Origin of the sequence: Streptococcus marmotae, assembly GCF_001623565.1 — a bacterium.
Lineage (GTDB): Bacteria > Bacillota > Bacilli > Lactobacillales > Streptococcaceae > Streptococcus > Streptococcus marmotae.
In genome coordinates, this window is record NZ_CP015196.1 from 2,254,344 (window position 1) to 2,275,968 (window position 21,625).

At 41.5% G+C, this 21,625-nt stretch carries 16 protein-coding genes and 2 pseudogenes; 2 read left to right on the top strand and 16 right to left on the bottom strand.

All coding sequences use genetic code 11. From position 1 onward, the window contains the following. Window positions 1-6: 6 nt before the first annotated feature. The 4 genes and pseudogenes from smc to A4H00_RS11050 form a co-directional block, all read right to left on the bottom strand. Window positions 7-3,540 (bottom strand): chromosome segregation protein SMC, encoded by a 3,534-nt coding sequence (smc, locus tag A4H00_RS11035; protein ID WP_067091143.1) that lies wholly within the window; start codon window positions 3,538-3,540, stop codon window positions 7-9. A 2-nt stretch (window positions 3,541-3,542) separates the two neighbouring features. Beyond that, the gene (gene rnc / locus A4H00_RS11040; protein WP_067091146.1) at window positions 3,543-4,229 is read right to left on the bottom strand and encodes a ribonuclease III; all 687 of its coding nucleotides are present in this window, start codon (window positions 4,227-4,229) and stop codon (window positions 3,543-3,545) included. 130 nt (window positions 4,230-4,359) lie between these two features. Then, window positions 4,360-5,476: pseudogene (locus tag A4H00_RS11045) on the bottom strand (ISAs1 family transposase). A 98-nt stretch (window positions 5,477-5,574) separates the two neighbouring features. Beyond that, window positions 5,575-7,736, bottom strand: a pseudogene (locus tag A4H00_RS11050) (GbpC/Spa domain-containing protein); the annotation flags it as partial. Between the two features lie 193 nt (window positions 7,737-7,929). On the opposite strand from A4H00_RS11050, the gene A4H00_RS11055 reads away from it, so the two are divergent. After that, entirely contained in the window at window positions 7,930-8,520 is a 591-nt protein-coding gene (locus A4H00_RS11055) for a type IV toxin-antitoxin system AbiEi family antitoxin domain-containing protein (protein WP_067091151.1), read from the top strand. Beyond that, window positions 8,517-9,362, top strand: a complete 846-nt coding sequence (locus A4H00_RS11060; RefSeq protein WP_067091156.1) for a nucleotidyl transferase AbiEii/AbiGii toxin family protein — start codon at window positions 8,517-8,519, stop codon at window positions 9,360-9,362. Before A4H00_RS11055 ends, A4H00_RS11060 begins: the two co-directional genes overlap by 4 nt. A 99-nt stretch (window positions 9,363-9,461) precedes the next feature. On the opposite strand, the gene A4H00_RS12260 is transcribed toward A4H00_RS11060, so the two are convergent. From A4H00_RS12260 to A4H00_RS11120, 12 genes are all read right to left on the bottom strand, one after another. Beyond that, entirely contained in the window at window positions 9,462-12,557 is a 3,096-nt protein-coding gene (locus tag A4H00_RS12260; protein ID WP_082815647.1) for a phage tail tip lysozyme, read from the bottom strand. After that, window positions 12,557-13,045 (bottom strand): hypothetical protein, encoded by a 489-nt coding sequence (locus tag A4H00_RS11070; RefSeq protein ID WP_067091160.1) that lies wholly within the window; start codon window positions 13,043-13,045, stop codon window positions 12,557-12,559. The genes A4H00_RS12260 and A4H00_RS11070 overlap by 1 nt, the downstream gene beginning before the upstream one ends. A gap of 83 nt (window positions 13,046-13,128) precedes the next feature. After that, complete coding sequence (locus A4H00_RS11075; RefSeq protein WP_067091163.1) at window positions 13,129-13,710, bottom strand: CPBP family intramembrane glutamic endopeptidase; 582 nt, start codon at window positions 13,708-13,710, stop codon at window positions 13,129-13,131. A gap of 2 nt (window positions 13,711-13,712) precedes the next feature. After that, window positions 13,713-13,946, bottom strand: coding sequence for a hypothetical protein (locus tag A4H00_RS11080; RefSeq protein ID WP_067091167.1), 234 nt, complete (start codon window positions 13,944-13,946; stop codon window positions 13,713-13,715). A gap of 9 nt (window positions 13,947-13,955) precedes the next feature. Then, window positions 13,956-14,339 (bottom strand): hypothetical protein, encoded by a 384-nt coding sequence (locus A4H00_RS11085; RefSeq protein ID WP_067091170.1) that lies wholly within the window; start codon window positions 14,337-14,339, stop codon window positions 13,956-13,958. A 9-nt stretch (window positions 14,340-14,348) separates the two neighbouring features. Then, window positions 14,349-14,777, bottom strand: coding sequence for a hypothetical protein (locus A4H00_RS11090; RefSeq protein WP_067091175.1), 429 nt, complete (start codon window positions 14,775-14,777; stop codon window positions 14,349-14,351). Continuing rightward, window positions 14,761-16,113 (bottom strand): DNA (cytosine-5-)-methyltransferase, encoded by a 1,353-nt coding sequence (dcm, locus tag A4H00_RS11095; RefSeq protein ID WP_067091178.1) that lies wholly within the window; start codon window positions 16,111-16,113, stop codon window positions 14,761-14,763. The genes A4H00_RS11090 and dcm overlap by 17 nt, the downstream gene beginning before the upstream one ends. A gap of 108 nt (window positions 16,114-16,221) precedes the next feature. After that, window positions 16,222-17,010 carry a replication initiator protein A gene (locus A4H00_RS11100; RefSeq protein ID WP_067091182.1) on the bottom strand — a complete coding sequence of 263 codons (789 nt, stop codon included), beginning with the start codon at window positions 17,008-17,010 and terminating at the stop codon, window positions 16,222-16,224. Then, entirely contained in the window at window positions 17,007-17,180 is a 174-nt protein-coding gene (locus tag A4H00_RS11105; RefSeq protein ID WP_167541364.1) for a hypothetical protein, read from the bottom strand. Before A4H00_RS11105 ends, A4H00_RS11100 begins: the two co-directional genes overlap by 4 nt. Before the next feature lie 65 nt (window positions 17,181-17,245). Then, window positions 17,246-18,489, bottom strand: a protein-coding gene (locus A4H00_RS11110; RefSeq protein WP_099092179.1) for an ISL3 family transposase whose coding sequence is annotated in 2 segments (ribosomal slippage) — window positions 17,246-17,325 and window positions 17,325-18,489 — 1,245 coding nt in all. Because the reading frame shifts where the segments join, the coding sequence is not laid out codon by codon here. A gap of 311 nt (window positions 18,490-18,800) precedes the next feature. After that, entirely contained in the window at window positions 18,801-20,162 is a 1,362-nt protein-coding gene (rlmD, locus tag A4H00_RS11115; RefSeq protein WP_067091190.1) for a 23S rRNA (uracil(1939)-C(5))-methyltransferase RlmD, read from the bottom strand. Between the two features lie 142 nt (window positions 20,163-20,304). Further along, window positions 20,305-21,621: an LCP family protein gene (locus tag A4H00_RS11120; RefSeq protein WP_067091193.1), complete on the bottom strand. Its 1,317-nt coding sequence runs from the start codon at window positions 21,619-21,621 to the stop codon at window positions 20,305-20,307. Window positions 21,622-21,625: the final 4 nt, after the last annotated feature.

Consider the following 21,625-nt stretch of genomic DNA (forward strand, 5'->3'; position numbering starts at 1 on the left):
GTCATACTACATACTTTCTAAATCTTTCAATTTAACTGACACAATCTTTGATACGCCAGATTCTTGCATGGTCACTCCATACATAGCATCTGCTGCTGCCATTGTCCCTTTCCGGTGTGTCACCACGATAAACTGACTCGATTGATCAAAGCGGTTGAGGTAATCACCAAAACGTTTCACATTGGCTTCATCAAGCGCTGCCTCCACTTCATCCAAAATGACAAATGGAATGGTTTTGACTCGAATAATCGAAAATAACAAGGCTAGGGCTGATAAGGCTTTTTCCCCACCAGACATCAAGTTTAGGGATTGAATTTTCTTTCCTGGCGGTTGAACAGAAATCTCCACACCTGCTGTCAAAATATCTGAACTGGTCAGAATGAGGTCTGCTGATCCACCACCAAACATTTGCTGAAAGGTTCGCTTGAAACTATCACGAATGGCTTCAAAGGTCTGCTTAAAGCGTGCTGTCACCTCTGTATCCATTTCATGAATGGTGTCCAATAAGAGATCACGAGCTGAAAGAATGTCCTCTCGCTGTTCTTTTAAGAAATGCAAGCGTTGCCCCACTTCTTCGTACTGTTCAATAGCTTCGATATTCACAGGCCCTAGGCTACGAATCGCTCGCTCCAATTCTTTTAAGGTCTGCTCAGCCTGAGTCAAGTTTTCCACTGAATCTGCTTTTTGGATCGCTTCATCAAAACTCATTTTATAATGCTCTGTCAGATTGACCAACAAGAGTTTTAAGCGGCTAGCTTCTTGCTCATGGTCTGCCTCCAATTTAGCTTGCTTGCGAATAAATTCGTCATTTTTCAAACGCATCTGCTCCAAACGTATAGCGATATCGTCAAACTGACCTTCGATATCCTCTAATTCGAGCTTCATCCGAACAAGCAGCTGATTGGTCTCATCTTGTTTTGCTTTTGCAGCAGATAATTGCTCTGTTAATACCTCTAAGCTGGTATCGTCCTGTGCCTCAATTTTTTGGTCAATAACCGCCTGTAATATCTCTATTTCATGCGCAAAATTAGCCTGTTCTTCCTGCAAGCGAGTTTGCTCTGACTGAACAAAGCCTACCTCACTAGCCAACTGACTTTGAGTGACTTTGAGGCTAGACAGGCTATCCTGTAAAGTCTGTATTTGCTCTTGGATAGCATAGCGATTGGTCTTCATCTCCTCAATCTGCCCTGACAATGTCGTTTTCTTTTCGGCAAACTCGGACAATTGTACTTGATACTGAGCCAACAAGTCCTCTAAATCAGACAATACAGTCTGACTAGTCTGCCCTGATTGGAGCTCATAGAGGGCATCCAATTCCGCTACCTTCTCTGCTAGCTGTTCATAGGAAAGGCGAACTCGCTGCTCCACCAATCGTGCTTCCTCACCAGCTTCCTTGATTTCTTCTAAGGAAAGGCGAATCGCTTCCGCTGCTTCTTTTTTAGCCGCAACTTGCTTTTCTTGCTCTACTAGGGTTTGATGTAAGAGTCTGATTTCTTCTGCCAAGGCATCCAACTCTGGTTTGACAAAAGTTGTATTATTGGTACGGTTACTTCCCCCTGCAAAAGCTCCACCAGGGCGAATTTCGGTGCCGTCTAAGGTTACCAGACGAACTTGGAATTTGGTTGCCCTCGCGGCCTGATTGGCATGCTCGACTGTATCAAAAACCGCAATCGTGCCTAGTAAATTTTGAAAAATAACCCTTAAGCCTTCAGCATAGGATACTAAATCACTAGCTAAACCTAAAAATCCTTTAGAAGATTGTAATTGACTAACGAGATGACTTGCTAACTGACGTGGTTTAATGGTCGTCAGTGGTAAAAAGGTTGCGCGTCCTTGACGGCCTTGTTTTAAGAAGGCAATTGCTGCTTTGGCAGTTGCTTCGTCTTCGACAATAATATGCTGGCTAGCACCACCAAGAGCAATGTCAAGTGCTGTCTGATACTGCATCTCAAAGGTGACATTGGCACTAACTGCTCCAATAATGCCACCGATTCTATCGGCTTGTTGCAAGACAGCTTTGACACCCGCATAGAAATTCGAGTGATTTTGCAAAATCGCTTCTAAACTAGCTTGTCGCGCCTTCTTTATTTTTACTTGATCTAACACATCAAACAACTGCGATTGACCTGCTTGATACTCCTGATCTAAGGCAACTAATTCTGTTTGTTTCTGCTGATAATCTGCTAACAGTTCTTTTAGCCGTATCTCAGCTTCTCGTAGCTGAATCTCCAATTGGGATAAGTCAGACTGGTGTGTTTCCTTTTCCGTCAACAGGCGAGTCATTTCTTCCGATTGACTTTTAGAAAGTCGTTGTTGGTTGGCAAGGTCTTGCTCTACTTTCGCTAGTGCATTCGATAATTCTGCTTCATCTTGTAGCAAGCCAACATAGCGCTCTCTAAGACGATCCAATACTTGGTCTGGATCTTCAGAAAAGTTGGATAAGTCCTGCTCTTTTTCGGCAATTATCTGTTTAATCTGGGTCAATTCTTCCTTCAATTGCACTAAACGACTTGCCTTTTCCGCCAGTTTTTCATTTGTTTTAATAGCTTTTTCTTCTACATCCTGTAATCTAGCTTGTGCTTCTTGGCGACTGGTTTCATTCTGGCTCGACTCCAGTTGGTGAACCGTAATCTTTTGCTCTAAATCGCTGATTAACTTGGTAACATCAAGCAATACGGCTTGTTCACGTTCTAGCTGCGCAGTTAACTGCTGTCTTTGCTGCTTCAAGCCTTGATTTTCTATCTCAAGGCTATCTCTTTGTGCATAATAATGGGTCAAATCAGCCTTGACTTGAGTCAAATCAGCCTCTTTCTGGTCAAGTAAAGACCTCCCTTTTGCAATTTGAGCCACCAAAACATTCAGATACAGCTTCTTACGCTCTTCATCCAACCCCAAGAATTTCTTTGCAACCTGAGCCTGTTTTTCTAAGGGCTTCACTTGCGTGTCTAATTCATAGATAATATCTTCCAAACGGTCTAAATTATCCTGAGCCTGTGACAGTTTGGTCTCTGTTTCTTTTTTGCGTGTCTTGTATTTGAGAACACCAGCCGCTTCTTCAAAGATAGCTCTACGCTCTTCTGGTTTGGAATTGAAAATAGCCTCTACACGACCTTGAGAAATAATGGAAAACGAATCTCGTCCAAGACCCGTATCCATAAACAAATCATGAATATCTCGTAAACGAACCTTCTGACCGTCAATCAAATACTCACTATCGCCTGAACGGTAAATGTGGCGTTCTACCTTGATTTCTTTTTCCCGACCTGCGATAAAACCGCTACTATTATCCAAGGTGACAATGACAGAAGCATAATTGAGAGCTTTTCGACTTTCTGTTCCAGCAAAAATCACGTCTGGCATTTTGCCTCCACGGAGACTTTTGGCTGATGATTCACCCAAGGCCCAACGAAGACTTTCTGTAATATTGGATTTACCTGACCCATTTGGACCAACGACTGCTGTTACTCCTCGGTCAAAGACAACCTTTGTTTTATCTGCAAAGGACTTGAAGCCTTGCATTTCAATTGACTTAAGATACATTCTTAGTTCCCTGCCTCTACCGCATTTTTCGCTGCAGCTTGTTCTGCTTGCTTTTTAGAGCGTCCCTGACCTCTGCCCAAGGCTTGATCATTCACCAACACTTCTACTTCAAAGGTTTTATCATGTGCCGGCCCTGATTCAGAAATGACCTGATAGCGAATAGCAATCTCTCCATTCACCTGCAACATTTCTTGTAAGGCTGTTTTATAATCAGTTACCCGTTCAAAATTTCCAACTTCTAACTGAGGAATCATCACCTGATAGAGAAAGTCCTCCACGGTTTCAATTCCCTTATCTAGCAAAAGGGCTCCTAAAAAGGCCTCAAATAAATCGCCTAAAATAGTATCTCGATTGCGCCCACCTGATTTTTCTTCCCCTTTTCCCAAACGAAGGAAACGATCAAATCCACAAGCACGTGCAAAACCTGCCAAACTCTCCTCTCGAACGAAGGTTGAGCGCATTTTTGACATCTCACCTTCTGGAAATTGAGGATAGGTCTGATACAAATAACGGGAAATAATCAATTGCAGAACAGCGTCTCCTAAAAATTCCAAACGCTCATTATGTGAAATTTTTAGAAGGCGGTGTTCATTGGCATAGGATGTGTGGGTAAAAGCTGTTTCCAGCAAGCTTACATCGGAAAAATCAATTCCAAAGTCCACAGCTAATTTTTTCTGTAATTGTTGCATAGCGACTCCTTTTTGTCTGTCCTTTTCATTATACCATATTTTGATAAAGAGCATAGAGAAACAAGATAATCTTCACGCCAAACGCATGAAACGTTCTTCTCCCTTTTTCCCCCTCAAACACTTTTTCGATTTAAAGTAGTCGTTTCAAATACTGGTCAAAGGATAGACTAAGGGCATATTTCTTGCGTCGCATGCTCATTTTCTTTCCAAAATCCAGCCGTTTTAGGACAGCGAGACAGAATTTGTCCATTACATTCAAATTAAATGCTAATTGCTTGTTCAATGTTTTATTTGCATCTTCTCGAAAAACAACATCTAACAGCCAATGCAGGCTCTCTATCTGCCAATGACCGCGTACATAGTCGCACAATTCCTTGGCGCTAACCTGACTACTCAAGATAAAGTAGCGGGTTTCTTCACTCTCTTGACCATTCTTCACTATATGAATATGAGCTCGTCCTATACTCTGAATATGACCCCATTCTGGATGGGATTTCCGGAGCCAACGAGTATCGTTGATGACCTCATACTGTCTCAACTCAATTTGACCATGCGCTTTCTCAAGCGTCTCATAGCTATCATCTCGCTCAGTATCTACCTCGAAAAAGGGCCGAATATCTGCTAGAAGGCTCCTCTGATTATCTTTTACTGCCAAACAGTAGTCTGCCTTCTTCTTGATAATCTTATCCGCAATAGCCTTCTGGGTTCCCATGGCATCAAGGCTTATCATACAGCCCTTCACTGAAATCATGTCCAATAACTCTGGTATCGCTGTGATTTCATTAGACTTTTCATCTGTCGCTACTTGACCATAGGAAATTCCTAAGTCTGTCGCATAAGCTGAGACAATATGCAAGGCTTTCTGCCTTGGGCTGGCATTCCCTCGAATCATCTTTCCGTCAATCGCTATCAGGCGTTTCGAAAATCGAGTAAAACTCGTAGCTGATAGTTCTGCTTCTTCAAGGAGAGCAGACTACATCTGTGTTACTTCTACTAGAACTTGGGGATTTAGGGTCGCAAAGACACATTGGAGAGTATCATGAGACGGAATCCCATTTTCTAACTCCAACACAGTTCGCAAGGAAGACTCGTAGGCATTTCCCAAACTCCTCAATTTCATCCCAATATTCTGCACCTGATAGGCGTGCAAAGAAAATAAGTAGCACAATATCTGATAAGAGGTGCTTGATTTTCCATGGTTCTCTGTCATCACGGACATGTATCAAAAAATCGAGTAGCCCATTCATAACAAAATCCTCCACTATCTCTAGTATAGCAGAGGATTCAATCTTAAATTATGAAACTCTTATCTGAAAGCGATATTTTCTTCATGCGTTTGTCGTGGGTGATAATGAACTATTGGTACTTGTGGTGCTTTTGGGAGCGGCTCTGGTTTTGGTCGTGTAGGTTCGGTTACCTTAGTGAGTGTTAAGCTAGGCTGTGTCACCTTGTCCAACGTTTTTGGCGTAAAGGTCACATGAGGCTCTGGGGTAAAGGTTTTGGGAACATAGGTCTCAGGCTGAACTGTTAGCGGCTCTGGAACAGGCTCTAGCTCTGCTTTGACATGGGGTTTGGGACGATAAGGGGTTACTGTTCGTGCAACTGGTAGGGTATTTAGGGCAAACCAATAGGTCTTTCCTCCCACCTGTGTAGGCATGTCTCCCTGCCCAAAGGTTACCGTGTAGGTATTGCCTGACGTCACCGTTGAGACAATCGCTCCCTTATAGGCATACCGACTAGAAGTTGTGTCCCATTCTTCGGGTAGATTCAAGTCACTGGCACGATTAGCTCCCAAAGAACGAGCTAATCCTTCATTGGTCACTTGAATACTAGACCCATGAATTGGCACAAATTTCCCTGATGAATCCTTCACATACTCAAGACCGATATTATTGTGATTCAGCGATGAATGGGTAAAGACACCTGGTTTTTCGTTTGTGAAGGTGACTTGGCTACCATCTTCTAAGAAATATTTGGCTTTGACACGGAACTCCATTTTATCGGTCCGCCAATTGCCTGTCCCATCATTGCGGTAAGCAATAAAGCCTTCTGTTGGATCATTTGGCACAACCAACTTGACCGCATTTGTGCCAGTTGGGGAGATAGTATTCGTAATCTCATAGGCAACCTTGGTGATTTTTCTGCCGTCAAAGCTCGCATTCTGTAAATTCTGATAGGTAAAAGATAGGTTTCCCCAGTCTGAAAATGGTCATATACAAAGAAACCTGTCGAATCAAGAATCTTCGAGTACCCACCAAGCATGGCGTCACCCTTTGCGATAATACGGTCAGGGTTACGAGTCCCTGCACTATGTTTGGCTTGGGGCTCGCCATTGTTCAAGTTGAGGGCTTGAACCAAAGCTTCTGAAATATAGCCTTCTTCTCCTTTTGAAATAGCTGCCACGTCACGTTGATAACGCTCCTTTTCTTTGGCATTATAGGCATCAATAGCTGCATTTTCTTTCTTAGCAGTTTCTTCTTTTTCTTGATTGCGCTTGGTGATTGAGGCAATCTCATCGGCACGGTCTGTGACTAGTTTCTCTTTGTCTTTGTTTACCTTGTCAACTGCGGCTTGACCTGCCTTATTTTCATCATCAATAGCCTGTTGACCTGCTTTATTTCGTTTGTCAATGGCTTCATTTTCAGTTTTCGCCTTCGCTAGTCCTGCTTCATTTTCCTTTTGAATGGCAAGATTCTTTGCGACAATAGCATCTGCGACTTGTTTCTTGGTCAGATAGTCCGCAAGATGATTCTTATTGGCCTTATCAATTGTGGCGACAGTGGCTGTATAGTCTTCATATCCTGAAACAGTTGTCCCATCTCCTGACGAAACCTCCTCGGTATGAACCGTCACATTAGCGTCTGAGAACTGTGCTTTCAATTCTGAAACGGTAGTATCAACAGACTGATTGAAGCGATCGCCTACTTGCGTAGCTTCTTTATAACCAGCCTCCAATTCAGCATTTCCTTTTTCGATACGGGCTTTATCCTGCTCATAAGTGGCTTTATCTGATTTGTAGGTTTCTGTGACCTTAGCAATGTTTTCAGCCTGCTTTGCCGCATCTGCCTCTGCCTGATTCAATTGTTGGGCTGTTTCATGAGCCCTTGTGGTATTTCCCAAATCCATTGGTTGGTCTTGAACAGTTTTGACCCCTTCTGTTTTTGCTTTGTTTACAGCTTCCGTCACCCTATCATGAGGAACCGTAACCGTGATAGCTCCACTTGACTGACCAGTTGAAGCTAAGCTATCTGACTGCTCAGCAACTGGTGTTGGTTGCGCTTCTGGTAAATTGGTGGCAGGATTTTCTGTCAACTGAACGGTCTTATCTGGCGAAGGTGTTACCACTTCGTCAGCTTGTGCGACAGAGCCTCCCCAAGCAACCACAGCTGTAACCACTGTCCCAAGAGCAACTGAACAGAGCGTACGATACTTCTTGCTTTTACGGAAGACATGCTTTTCTGCTTTTTCCTGATTGACTAAAAAGTGATGATGGATTTGTTTTGTCATAGAAAACCTTCTTTTCTTTTGATGTGTAGTAACAACTTGTCACTCTTATCCCATCATAAAAAAGAAGGCTTGATTTTAGTATCACATCAAGTAAGAGAATAATAAACTGTATTTTATAATATCTAAAAGATGTTGCTTTTGTACCGTTAAAATGTTAAAATTACGGTACAAAAGCAACAAAGAGAGGGAAAACATGTCAAAAAAAGAACTGTTACTTAACTACTTAGACAATCACAATGGCATAATTACCTATAGAGATTGTAAAAAAATGGGTATTCCAACCATATATCTGACAAGACTAGAAGATGAAGGAGTTATCTTTAGGGTCGAAAAAGGTATCTATCTGTCCTCTAGCGGAAATTATGATGAATACTATTTCTTTCAGTATCGCTATCCCAGAACTGTTTTTTCTCATATCTCTGCTCTTTATCTACAAGGACTTACAGATGAAATTCCTCAATATTTTGAAGTAACAGTTCCAAAGGACTACCGTTTTAGAAATACTCCGTTAAATCTAAATGTCCATACTGTTTCTAAAGACATTGTCACCCTTGGAGTTACCAGTGTAAAAACCCCTATGGGAAATACCGTTAATGTTTATGATTTTGAACGTATTCTATGTGATTTTATCCTCAACCGAGATAACATTGATACTGAGCTCTTTGTCAAAACACTTCAAACTTATAGCAACTTCCCTAAAAAAAATCTCACAAAACTCTATGAATATGCCCAAAAACTAAATATCTTAGATGAAGTTAAACGAACCTTGGAGGTACTCCTATGAATAAAGCAAAATTAACAGCACTCTGCCATAAAATTTCTAAACAAACAGGCCTAACTTTTAATTCAGTAATGACCTACTACTTTCTTGAAATCATTTTGAAAAAGCTAAGTCAAAGTTCTTATTCGAATTACTATATTTTTAAGGGTGGATTTTTACTTTCAAATGTCATAGGAGTTGAATCTCGTAGTACGGTGGATATTGACTTTTTGTTTCATAAACAAACTCTATCAGAAGAAAATGTTCAACAACAACTTGAAGAAATTTTAACCGATTCGAAAGATGATATTCAATTTTCAATTCAATCCATTACAACGATTAAAGAAAGCGATGATTACGGTGGTTACCGAGCAACCATTTTATGTCAACTGGAAAACATTAAACAAATTATCCATTTAGATATTGCGACTGGAGATGTTGTAACGCCACAGCCCGTTACTTACAACTATAAAGCTATTTTTGATGATGAAAATTTCCCCATCATTGCTTATACGATTGAAACTATTTTAGCTGAAAAATTACAAACCATTTACTCAAGAAATTTCTTGAACAGTCGCAGTAAAGATTTTTACGATGTCTATATCCTTTCTAAGTTAAAGAAAAATGACATTGACTTTTCACAATTAAAAATTGCTTGTCAAAGAACCTTTTCCTATCGTGAAACCGAACTCGACTTTAATAACATCATTCAACTTTTAGAAACATTCAAATCTGACCCTATTCAAGAGCAACAATGGCAAAACTATTCAAAAAAATATAATTATACAAAAGGTATTTCCTTTTCAGATATCCTCAATGAGATTATCAGTTTAGTAAGTACCCTAACTTCTACAAGTAATGGTTAACTCCTAAATGACAGTCTTTCGGTTATATTTTGATTTATCTAATTACTATCAAAAAAGGATATGCTAATATTTTTTTATTTTGTTAGCATATCCTTTTTACTATTTTATTGTATAAGCAAAGCTAATCGTACTATCCACTCCTGATAACTTACGGAAAGTATAGTTGGGATTATTATTATAGTTGGTCTCTGAGATGAGGAATGATCCATCGGGATAAACCTTCTCCACAAATCCCACATGCCCGTATTCTGCTGCAGAACCATGACTTCCACCCGCAAAGGAGATAATTGCGCCTGCCTTTGGTGTTGTACCTGTTTCTCCACCAAGGCTTGCGGCTGTTCCCACCCAATCTTGACCGTTCCCCATGGTATTGATAATGGGAATCTTCTCTCCATTTCTCCCCTTGAGTTTTAGTCCTAACTGGTTGATACGGGCTGCCACACCCCAGGTACACTGACCATAGGCATAGCCCATGCCATCTCCTCCTCCTGGGATAGAATTGTCATAAAGGTCTCCTCGAACAGCTTCCAAGGCTTTTGGATCACTTTGAGCGGTTCCACCATTAGGTTGGCTAAAGCCCTTTTCAATTTGAAAATACCACTCCGTTGCTCTCGTCTGACGCTCTAAGAGTTTATCACCACTATTTCCTTCCCAATAAATGAGAAAGAGCTGAGCGAGACTCGCTGGACTCCCTGTCTGGTGGAAAAAGTCCTTTAGCCAGTTGGTATAGTAGGGATTGTCCCCATGCAACATAAAATCCAACTGTAAGCCTAAATCATACCACTTCTGTTTTTTCTGTTTCGCATATTCTAAGAGAAGCGTGTGTCTGCGTGAACCATCAAGCGTGTCCGTCCACTGACCCAAGCCTAAGCCACGTCTTAAAATGTTGGGATAACGACCATTATAGATAGCTGGTCCACTAATCGACAACCACCCTTCATCCTCCCAAGAGCTGTCTGTTGCCCCAATAGGAGGAGACAAATAGTCACCTTCAGCTCGTTTAGGATTGATAGAGGATTCTACTGACCAATTGCCTAAAATAGCTGCGATGGCCTGATTGGTCGCTCCCTTGCTTTTTAAATACTCATAAATAGCTTTAGCTCTCGCAAATTCATCGCCACCAAATTGACCAATGGCAGGTAGAATGGTCGTCTGGAGCTGAATGACTTTGGGAAAGTAGAAGGCAGGATTGACATAAACCAACTGGTCGGTATCATCATCAACCTTTTGATAAGTGACTTTAAGACCTGTCCCGTCCTGTGTTTGACCAATCACGTCACCTGCTAGAACTTGCTGTCCTTCTGTTACTCGACCAGTCGCAATGTTATAGAGGGTGAGTTTGGTTTTGTTTTTCCCTTTTCCAGCTGTGAGAATCACATCCTCCCCATCTAGCGACACCTTACCGTCCATAGGAGCCACGATAACCTGGTCCTCTTTTGATTCTAAGAGAATGTGATGGTGTAACATTGGTTTTTCATCAACCACCTCATAGCCATACCGAACGGTCATGGTAAGCGCGTCTTCTTCGCTCTGCCCTTGAAACGGGTTATCTAACTCCTGTAGGGCTTGGTAAGTCCCTTCTTCTGTCAATTCCTTTAGCTCTTCTCGTTCCTCTTCAGAGAGTTTGTAAGCTGGTTCACTGGTTAAATCCGACATAGCCTTAATGGAAGAACCACCATTTAGGTCCTGCCATAACTGACTAAGATAGTCTTGATAGGTCTGGTTCCTCTTTTCCATTTTCTCTTCTAAACGATAGTCTTGGTACTTGAGGTTCATAAAGGCCATAACATCGTCTATCTTGGTGTAGTAGGTAATGCCCTGTCCATTGGTTCTAGAATGTTCCGCATCTTCCCAGCTCATATGAGTATAGCTCTTCGTGAGTTCAAACTCATCTTGCTGGATGAGGCTGGTTCCTAACACACTCATGACAAAACTCATCATCAAAAGAAAGAAGAGAAGTAAGCCCGAAACCACCCATGTCATAGGATGTAGAACAAGGGTTGAAAAGACGGTTGAGAAAAAGAGGGCAGACAAAAAGCGAAAGGTCGTATCATTATCTGGAATGACCAGATAGACCATGGTCTTCTTGGTTCCCCATGTCTTTAAGTCGAGAGTGTCACGCTTGGTGAGGTCAATGACCGACTGAATGTTAAAGAGGGAAAATTTGGCAGTTGTCACCGCAATCACCGAATCCAAGGTCTTATCCTTATAGTTTTGAAAGTCTGCCCAATTTCGCATGGTAAAATTCTCTGTTCCATATTTCTTGGCATAGTTTTCAAATAGGACTTCAAGAACACTCTTGTCTTGATTGTCTCCTTTAGCTAGCAGTTTGATGAGTTTTCCAATTTCTGAAAAGGTTGGGTAACGACCACGATTGCGGCGATTTTCTGCTTCTTCTTTGGTAGACCCTGGAGGATTGTAAAAATCTACTAGGTAAGAAGCAATAGCTCTCACCAAGGTCATGGAAGCCTCATCCCAAAAGGGATCACTGCGGCTTCCATTTCCTTTCGTGTTATTGAAATAGACCGTAAGCATACGATTCAAATCATTTTCTGTCTCCACATAACGAAAGGGATTAAAACCGTCTGAGTTGGTCAGATTCACCAAATCTAAAATCTTGACCTGATAGCCATTTTCTAAAAAGAGTCTTCCTGTCTTTTCAGCCAAGTGGTCCTTGGGGTCAACGACAATATTGGAACAGTTGAGCTGAATGAGATTGGGTTTGACAAATCGGAAGGTCTTTCCTGCACCTGAGCCACCAATGACCACCAGATTTTTATTGCGGTCAAACTGTGGTTGCTTCTTTTCCAATAAGGTTAAACGAACGTCTTGCGCCAAGATAGTATCGTTCAAAGGATTTTTACTAAAAAAGGATTGTCTTTCCTTCGTAGTCCCAAAACGAGCTGACCCATACTCAACCCCTTCTCGGTACACCTTTTGACCAGTTGAGACATAGAGATAGACTAACCCCATGACTAAACAGCCAAAGAGAAAGGCTAAAAAAGAGTTTGTCGTAAAATCCAACTTCCATAAGGGATGAAACACCTCATTTTGACCTTCACCTAACAGATAGGCTAAACGTTCCAAGGGTGGCTGATTGGGGAGACTATCATAAAGCAAGGCCAAGCGATGACAGAAATAACCAAAGGCTAGACCTAACATTCCAAAAACAATCGCTTTTTTACCTGAGTACATTAGAGACTAACCTCCTTACTTCTTACAGCACGAGGCTCAGTCAGAAGAATTTGTTCTTTCGCTTTTTCGATTTCCTCATCTAAGGTCTGATCAACTGTCAAACCTTCTAGCTTTTCTGGATGAGAGACCAACTTTTTAAGCAACTCATCCAAGTGCGCATCAAGTAAAGATTTATCCTTAGCGTAAAAATGAAGATAATCTCCCTGCCAACTAATCGCAATCGGGAGCTGTTCCGACTCCATCAGTTCCTTGAATTTTTCACTGTCAACTGGCTTATCTAAGATGTCTTTTGAGATATGGAGGGATTCAATGGCATAGGGACTTAGAAGGAGTTCTTCTAGTTTTTGAACCCCAATCTTGTAGGCAGAATCCTGAGCTAGGGCGTGTCTTGCCGACCACTCTAGGAGCTTTAAAAGAGTTCTGACCGTAAATAGGCTACTTCGCTCCACATACTGTACTGCTTGCCTCTCCTGTTGTTCAGATGACATCACAGACTTCCTTTCTGCTTTTTTATTTCCCCAACAAAAAATTAGGGTGCCTTCATGATACGAAAGCACCCTTGATTTGTTTATCACAGCAGAGAAAGAGTCAGAACAAGACCATTCCAAGCAATATGAAGAAAGATAGCGGTTAGATTGTCTGTTTTTAAGCGAACCATGCCAAGGACTAGTCCCAAACTCCCATAACTCAGCCAAGTAGCCAAACTAGAAGGATGATGAGCGAAGGCAAAAAGAAAGCTCGTTACAATTATCTGAAGAAGCGGATAGTTCATCTGTTTCCATAATAGTTCTCGGTAACAGTATTCTTCTGCGATACTGGCATTCCATAAGAACAAGAGAAAAGACACCAAAGGGACTTGACTTTGAACCTCCATGAGCCGTGCTTGATTGTGTGGAACTTCTGAAGCCAACAAACTCACTAAAAGAGATAAAATGACCATAAAGAAGATACCTAGCAGTACCCAACCTGCTCTCTTCTTCCATGATATGATCTGTCCTCCTTTGCCATGACGCAACCAGTCCCAACACATCATCACAAGAAACCCCACTTGGAAAAGCAGTAACAAGCCACCATCCAAATCTCCTAGCAAAAACAGACTGATTAAGAGCACATTGAGATGAATCGCACCGTATATCATCAATAACCGTATCATTTCTACCTCCTAAACAAATCTTCGTAATCAATACCTAAGACCACCACGATTCTCTCAACCCATTTGGCTTGCGGCATGAGACGATGTGAGCGATAATGGCGGAAGGTTTGATAGAGGCGATTAAATTCACTGGGGTAAACATACTGTCCCCTAAATAGTTTTCGAGCCAATTCTGCCCAAGTGAGTCCCCTTTCTGAAATAAGGATTTCTACATTTTCCCAAAAACGTTCGTTCATACTCTCTCCTTATGATGTCACCTGTGTCAAGAGACTAGTTTGGTAAAACTGACGTTTCACCTCTCTTGGTAGAAAGGTTCGCATCTCTTTTAGTGTTATATCAGGATAGACTACTCCCTTATAGACAATCAAAGGCAGTCGAAGATTCTGTTCAGACCTTTGAAGGACTAAATAGATGAAATCATTCAAACGCATATTATTTTGCCGTTTATAACGTAAGAAAGATGGTGACAAGAGGTCAAAACAATCACTGGTTTTCGAAAACAAATTGAAGATGATCTCTCGAGTAATCTGAGAGGGTTCTACACAGGTATAGGCAACTCCGTAATCCTCTAACCAATCAATGAGTTCCTGATTTCGTTTGGTATTTCTTCCTAGGTAAATCTCAATCATAGAACCTCCTCACAAGATATGTGGCTGGTCCAAGGTTTGTCTAGGAGCACCAAGAACCTTACCCATATCGATAGGAGTCATGCCTTCACCATAACACTTAACGGTAACTAGGGTTGTAAGTAGCCCATCTTTTCCCTCAGATGTATAGCCTTGCCCATAAGCCCTGAAGGCTAAATGATGGTCTGATGTCAAAAAAGCATCGACACCATTTTTAATGTCTTGTGCTTCCACAACATCAAAAATCCGATGTAGGTTTGATTCAAAAGCTTGAGACTCCTTCCTCACCTTGTGGGCTTCATCTTCAACTGTCACAAAGATGTCGCAGTCATAATTGGGCAATTCTAGAATCCTTAACATAAGCTGATCCATTTCAGCATGATGAATTGCTTCATCCAGATCTTGTAGGCCTAAAATACTTTGTTTATGTAATAATTTCATGTTCTTCTTCCTCAATCTTTCTTAATTCTTTAGCGATGGCTTGAATCACAGGCACTGTGACGCTATTTCCAGCCTGTTTGTATAATTGGCTTTTACTTGATACGCTCTCAGCTTTCTCAAAGGCCCAATCAGGGAAACCTTGAAGTCTAAAACACTCTCTAGGGGTAAGTCGTCTAATGCGCAGGCGATAGAGTTTGTCATCAATGAGAATGCCAGTTACCTCATACCACTTGTCCTTACGGTATTCAAGAGCAGCCACCACCACTCCCATGTTGTCAGACGTGGTTAAGGTGTTGGATACTCCTTTACCGACCCGGCCCCTGCGTTCTGTGGACTCTGGGTAAGCAAGGTTGACGGAATCGCCGAGTGTAGCCTTGGCATACCCCAATTTTGTGGCTTCCTTAATTTTCAAATGAGGGAGTTCTTCTCGCAAGAGAATCTTTGGGACTTTGTCTCCACCCTGCATGGTGGTGAGGGTCGGAGATAAGCCCGACACATCATAAACTCGTCCAGTCTGGACAAAGGAAGTTGGTAAGGTTCCAGCCACCACTACCCCGTGTCTGTCTTGACTGGTTAGGGTGAACATCTCTTCTTGATTGTCTTTAAATCTCCGCCCATTCTGGCGCTTTTCAAGTCTGTCTGGTGTTAGAACTGGAATGGCAATCTTAGTTCCTTCTCCCTTGCCTCTCACTAAAGTGGGAGCTAGACCTGAAGTCAAATAAAGCTCTCCATTCAGGCCTTTACCTGACGGATTGACATTGCCTAGTCGTTTAAGACGAGCTGAGCTACCTTCTCGTCTGAAAGGAAATAAGAATCGGGGACGGTATCTTCTAGAATGTCCGATAATAAAGACCCGCTCCCTGTTTTGGGGAACCCCGAAATCTTTACTGTTAAGGATTTGCCATTCAACATCATACCCCAGCTCATCCAACGTGGAAAGGATTGTTCCAAACGTCCTGCCCTTGTCGTGACTGAGTAAGCCCTTGACGTTTTCAAGGAATAGAAAACGTGGTTGGATTTGTTGGGTCGCTCGAGCAATTTCAAAGAAGAGAGTTCCTCTAGTGTCCTCAAATCCCAATCGTCTGCCTGCGAGTGAAAATGCTTGGCAAGGAAAGCCCCCGCAGATGATGTCCACTTGCCCTCTAAATTGTCTAAAGTCTTGGTCTGTGATCTGTCTAATATCATGAAATTCTACCTCTCCTTTCGTCTCGTACATGGCTTTATAGGATTTTCTTGCGAACTTATCTACTTCACAAAAGCCGATACATTTATGGCCCTCAAGCTCCATTCCCATTCGAAAGCCACCTATCCCTGAAAATAAGTCAAAAAACTTCATCATTCCTCCTCTTCACACAATCCAGCTTTATATTCTAACCTGATGATTTCAAAAACCGTATATATACCAATGAAATCAACAATAGCACAACTAATATCCAATCAATCATCATTTATCCCCCCTTCTTAACTCCTTATTGGTTTCAACAAGTATCCCATTAAAGACATAGTCCGCAATCATTTCTGCGCTCCTCGCAAATCGCATATGGGAAAGGGCTAGTTCATAGCGCTTCTCAAAGTGAAGCATGGCTACATCCGCTGCTCCTTGTGTGTAGCCTTCTTTTCGCAATTGAGCATGAACCAAGCCCCAGATATAGTCTTTGTCATACTGGCTCACTTTTTCTACTTTTCGTTTCAAGAATTTAGAATTCCTTTCCTCCTCATCCTCTAAAATAAAATCACTATCTTTCGTATCACTCCTATTAGTCTCACTATCTTCAGTCTCACTAGGGGCTGAATTTAAGACCGGCCCCGGCTGTTTTTGAGACTGGCCCCGTGTTTTTTTAACACCACCCCTGACTGAATTTAAGACGGGGGTCTGATCATATTCCAGTTCTCCCAAATAAATTTTATTGGCTAGTCGGCCTTTTTCACTAGACGACTGTTGGACTTCCTCAATCAATCCGTAGTCTCTCAACGATTTTTTGATGGTTAACAATTTAGACTTGGAGCAGCCCAACAGCTCCATTAAACTACCATTTGAGTAAACCAGATAGATAGCGCCATCTTCATCAATCCAACCTGAGCTAAGAGATAGCTCTAAGCGGTCTTTTAAGACAGCATACGCCACTTTGACTTCTAGTTTCATATCCTTATATCGTTCGCTCTCAAATAAGATTTTTGGCAATTTATAATAACGCTCTGAGGTTTGGTAGTGATTAGCGCTGATTCGTTTCATGAGTCTCCCTCCAATTCTTTTATTATCACATTCCCATTTGAATTAATCTGAATTAATTTCGCTTCCTCAAGGTCAGCTACAATTTCACTAGCTTGAGCTATATCAACCTGCATGTCAGCAACCAAAAAAGCCATCATCATTTGACGGCTGTCCTGTTCATCTTTTAGCATATTTTCTCCATTTCTTTTTACTAAAATAAAAAGGCTCTTTGTCAACTGTAGTGGGTAGATGTCAGCTAACATCTAGAGAGGACCAAGTTGGTCTTCTCTTTTTTGATATTGATGGCAATCAAAATCCGCTTTTTGAAGTTTTCATCTTCCGAAATCCAAAGGCATTTCGTTTAATGACTTTGATAAGATTATTGGTAGCTTCCAATTTAGCGTTGGAATAAGGCAATTCCAAAGCGTTTAAAACCTTGTCCTTATCCTTTAGAAACGTCTTAAATACCGTCTGGAAAATAGGGTTAACAGTGGCTATTTCTTGCTCAATTAGGTCAAAGAAATGATCTGAATTCTTCTCTTGGAAATGGAATAAAAGAAGTTGATAGAGTTCATAATGTTGTCGTAACTCATCTGAGTAGGATAGAAGCTTGTCTAAGATTTCCTTATTGGTCAAATGCATGCGAAAGGTTGGGCGATAAAACCGCTTGTCACTGAGTTTACGGCTATCTTGTTGTACCAGTTTCCAGTAGCGTTTGAGCGTCTTGTATTCATGCGATTTGCGGTCAAAAGCATTCATGATTTGGGTACGGACACGGTTCATAGCACGGCTGAGATGTTGCACAACGTGGAAGCGATCAAGCACTATTTTGGCATTCGGAAAAAGCTTCTTAGCGAGGGCGTAATAGGGGCTAAACATGTCCATAGTGATGATTTTAACGCGGTTTCTGACCTTTCTAGGGTATCTCAGAAAGTGATTTCGGATGGTTGCTTGCGTTCTAGCGATGATGTTATTTGTGTCAAAATCTTGAGCGATAAAGCTCATTTTCCCTTTCTTGAAGGCATACTCATCCCAGGATATGACTTCTGGAAGCTTACCCCAATCCGTTTCAAACTTAAACTCATTGAGTTTTCGAATAACTGTAGATGTTGAGATGGAAAGTCTGTGTGCGATATGTGTCATTGCTTGCTTTTCGATGAGTAATTGTGCGATTTTCTGGTTGACAGCGACAGAGATTTGATGGTTTTTCTTAACAATAGGAGTTTCAGCGACCGCTATTTTCCCACATTCCTTGCACTTGAAACGACGCTTTCGAAGGCGGATAAGTAGCGGGTAGCCAGCAGTTTCTAAGTAGGGGATTTTAGAGGCTTTCTGGAAGTCGTACTTAGCCATTTGTCCTTTGCAGGAAGGGCATTTAGGGGCTGTGTAATCCAAGTGACCGTGGAGTTCTAAGTGTGTTCCCATGTCGCATTCATTAGTGATAGTGATATTTTTGTCTTTCATTTTGAGAAAATTTGTGATAAGATTTAGTTGTTCCATATGAGTCTTTCTAAATGATAGTTTTGTCGCTTTTCATTATAGGTCATATGGAACTTTTTTTCTACACTGAAAAAGGCTCCATAATCTCTGTGGCGGGCGTACCCACTACAGATATTATAGAGCCAATAAAAAGAGAGAACTTCGTATGTTCTCTCACTTATTTATTATATGACGTATCTATTTTTTGTCTACGCAGTCGACATCCAAACAGACGTTCACATCAATGTACTTTTTTTGCACCTTTTTTATGTCAAAATCACTCTTTTCAATAAAGACAAAATGCTTGAAAAAGTGCTTAAAATAAAGGATTTTTACCCTTTGCTTCGTTGTAGCAACACTACGCACTCCACGTGATGTGTCTGCGGAAAGAGGTCAACGGGCTGAATCTTGCTAAGTTTGTAGCCTAGCTCTTCATAGTGTTTGACATCACGCGCAAGGGTTGCGACGTTACAGGACACGTAGACAATCTTGTCTGGATTCATCTGGCAACTCGCCTTGATAAAACTCTCGGTGAGACCTTTCCTTGGTGGGTCTACGAGAATGACAGTGGCTTGAACACCTTCTTGCACCCATTTAGCCATGGCTTTTTCAGCTGTGTCACAGACATAGTGAGCGTTTGAAATGCCATTTAGGGTTGCATTGCGCTGGCTATTTTCTACCGCTTGCGGTACAACTTCTACTCCATAGACCTTCTTGACATGCTTAGCAAAAGATAAGCCAATCGTTCCAATTCCAGAGTAGGCATCAACTACGGTATCATTTGGTGTAACATCCGCAAAATCAATAGCCGTTTGGTAAAGCTGCTCTGCCATTTCAGTATTGACTTGATAAAAGGAAGGAGCTGAGATTTCAAAGTGATTCCCCAGCATCTGATCTGTAATACAATCCTTACCATACAAGAGGCGGAATTCAGGACCAAAAATCACATTGGTAGCCCTATCATTGATATTTTGCATGATAGAGGTTATCTGTGGGAATTGATCTACCAAGAGCTCAATCAGTTGTTCTATGCGGAAAATCTTTGGTCGAGTTGTCACAAAAATCACCATGATTTCTCCAGAATAATGACCACGACGAACAATGACATTGCGTATCAGACCTGTTTTTTCTTGTTCGTCATAGGGTTTGATGTCAAATCTGCGTAGCAAATCACGTACAGCTAGAAGCACTTGGTCAATTTCTGGGTGTTGGATATAAAAATCCTCAATCGGCATCAAATCATGGGAATTTTTACGGAAAAAACCTGTTTCCAATTGACCATTCACACGGCGAACGGGTACTTGTGCCTTATTTCGATAAGCAACGGGGTTCCCCATACCAAGCGTTAAAGGAACTTCTATATCCTTGATACCAGCAATCTTATACAAACTATCTTTTACTTGCTTGGTTTTAAACTTTAACTGAGCTTCATAGGTCAAATGCCCCAAATCTGCAATCCCAGATCTGAGATAGGTCGCATCCATAGCCTCATTTCTGTCTGGTGATGTCGTCAACCGCTCTTCTACTTTTCCATAGCCGATTTTTTTAGTGACCTTAAGCACCCGCATCTGAATTTTTTCACCAGGTAAGGCATTCTCGACAAAAAAGACCAAGCCATCTATTTTGGCAACTCCTAGCCCTTCATGGCTTAAATCCACAATCTCTACTTCTACTACATCATTTTTTTGAATCATCTGTCTTCTTTCTATTCAACATTCTGCTCTTCTCATTGTTTTCTTTTCAAGATTGCACGTTTTAGTATTTCTTGACGAGAAACAAAAAGGTCAGAACAATTATTCCGACCTTTAGTATAGCATATTTTTTTCAAATAGAGAATTATCTCAAGCCTAGTTCACTTAAGCGATTCTGGTATTTTCCAAAATCGATTTTTAAGCCCAAACCACCATAAACATCGTACTCATCCACCCAATCTCCAATAGCTGGAATAGTTGTTTGCTCAATCCCATTTCGCGCATCAAGCGTTGCAAAAAGTCCATTCGTGACAATAAATGTTTGAGGAATATTGGTGGAGGTCAAGGCATAGACTTTTCCAAGTGCCTCTGCTCCTGTAAATAATTTAGTTGGGTCTTTCGCCTGAGTCATGATAGCTGCTAAAACTTGCTGCTGCCGCTTGGTTCTACCGAAATCTCCCTCATCATCTTTACGGAAACGGGCATAATTCAATAAGGTCCTACCGTCCATCTGCTGCAGACCAACCGAAATAGTTTGATTTGGCACAACGCCATTCTCCATTCTCAAATCGTCTGGCACATCTACTGATGAGACGGGCTGCCCATCAACCGTTGCGAATTGTGCGTCAATAGTAACTCCTTTAGGAAATAGGGTGTCAATGGCTGTTGCAAAGGTTGAAAAATCAACTAAGGCATAGTATTTCACATCAATGTCAAAATTTTCTTTCAAAACTTCACGAACATTTTCCGCACCTTGGTTGCCATTTTGTTCTCCAAAGGTATAGGCAACATTTAACTTGTAGTCATTGCCACCAATATCTATCAGAGTATCCCGCATGAAACTCACCAGCTTCACTTTTTTATCTCGATTATTGACATTCAACACCATGATAGAATCTGTTCGCGTCATGCTAGATGATTCACCGATTCGACCATCGGTACCCAAAATAAGGATGTTTACTCCATTAGCCGAGGATTGCCCAGCAAATCTTTCAGAAGCTGCTCTTTGCTCGACCGAGGCCATCCCCTTCACAAACATAAAACCCATGCCGACAAGTACTGCTAGAATCACAAGAAAAAGAACCAAGAAGAAGCGTTTTACCCGTCCTTTTTTCTTCTTTCGAACCTTCTTCGCTTTGGGAATGTCAATTGACCGAACCGTTGAGAAATACCGTCTTCTATGTGGATACGGTGGAAGAATATCATCCTCTGTTTCCACAAAATCGTCTTCAAAATCATCCTGCTCTTCTCTATACGGTTCCCAGTCTTCTACCCGTTCATCCTCTTCATATTCAGGAATATACGACTTTTTCCGTGACAAAAGCGGACGACCCGTCTCCCATTTATACTGTAAATAGGCCAATTCATTTCGTTCTTTGTCATTTAAATAATGAATATTTTTTTGTAAATAATCTAATCGTAATTCCTCATGATGAGTGAGGTTACTGTCCTGTTTTGCCATGGTA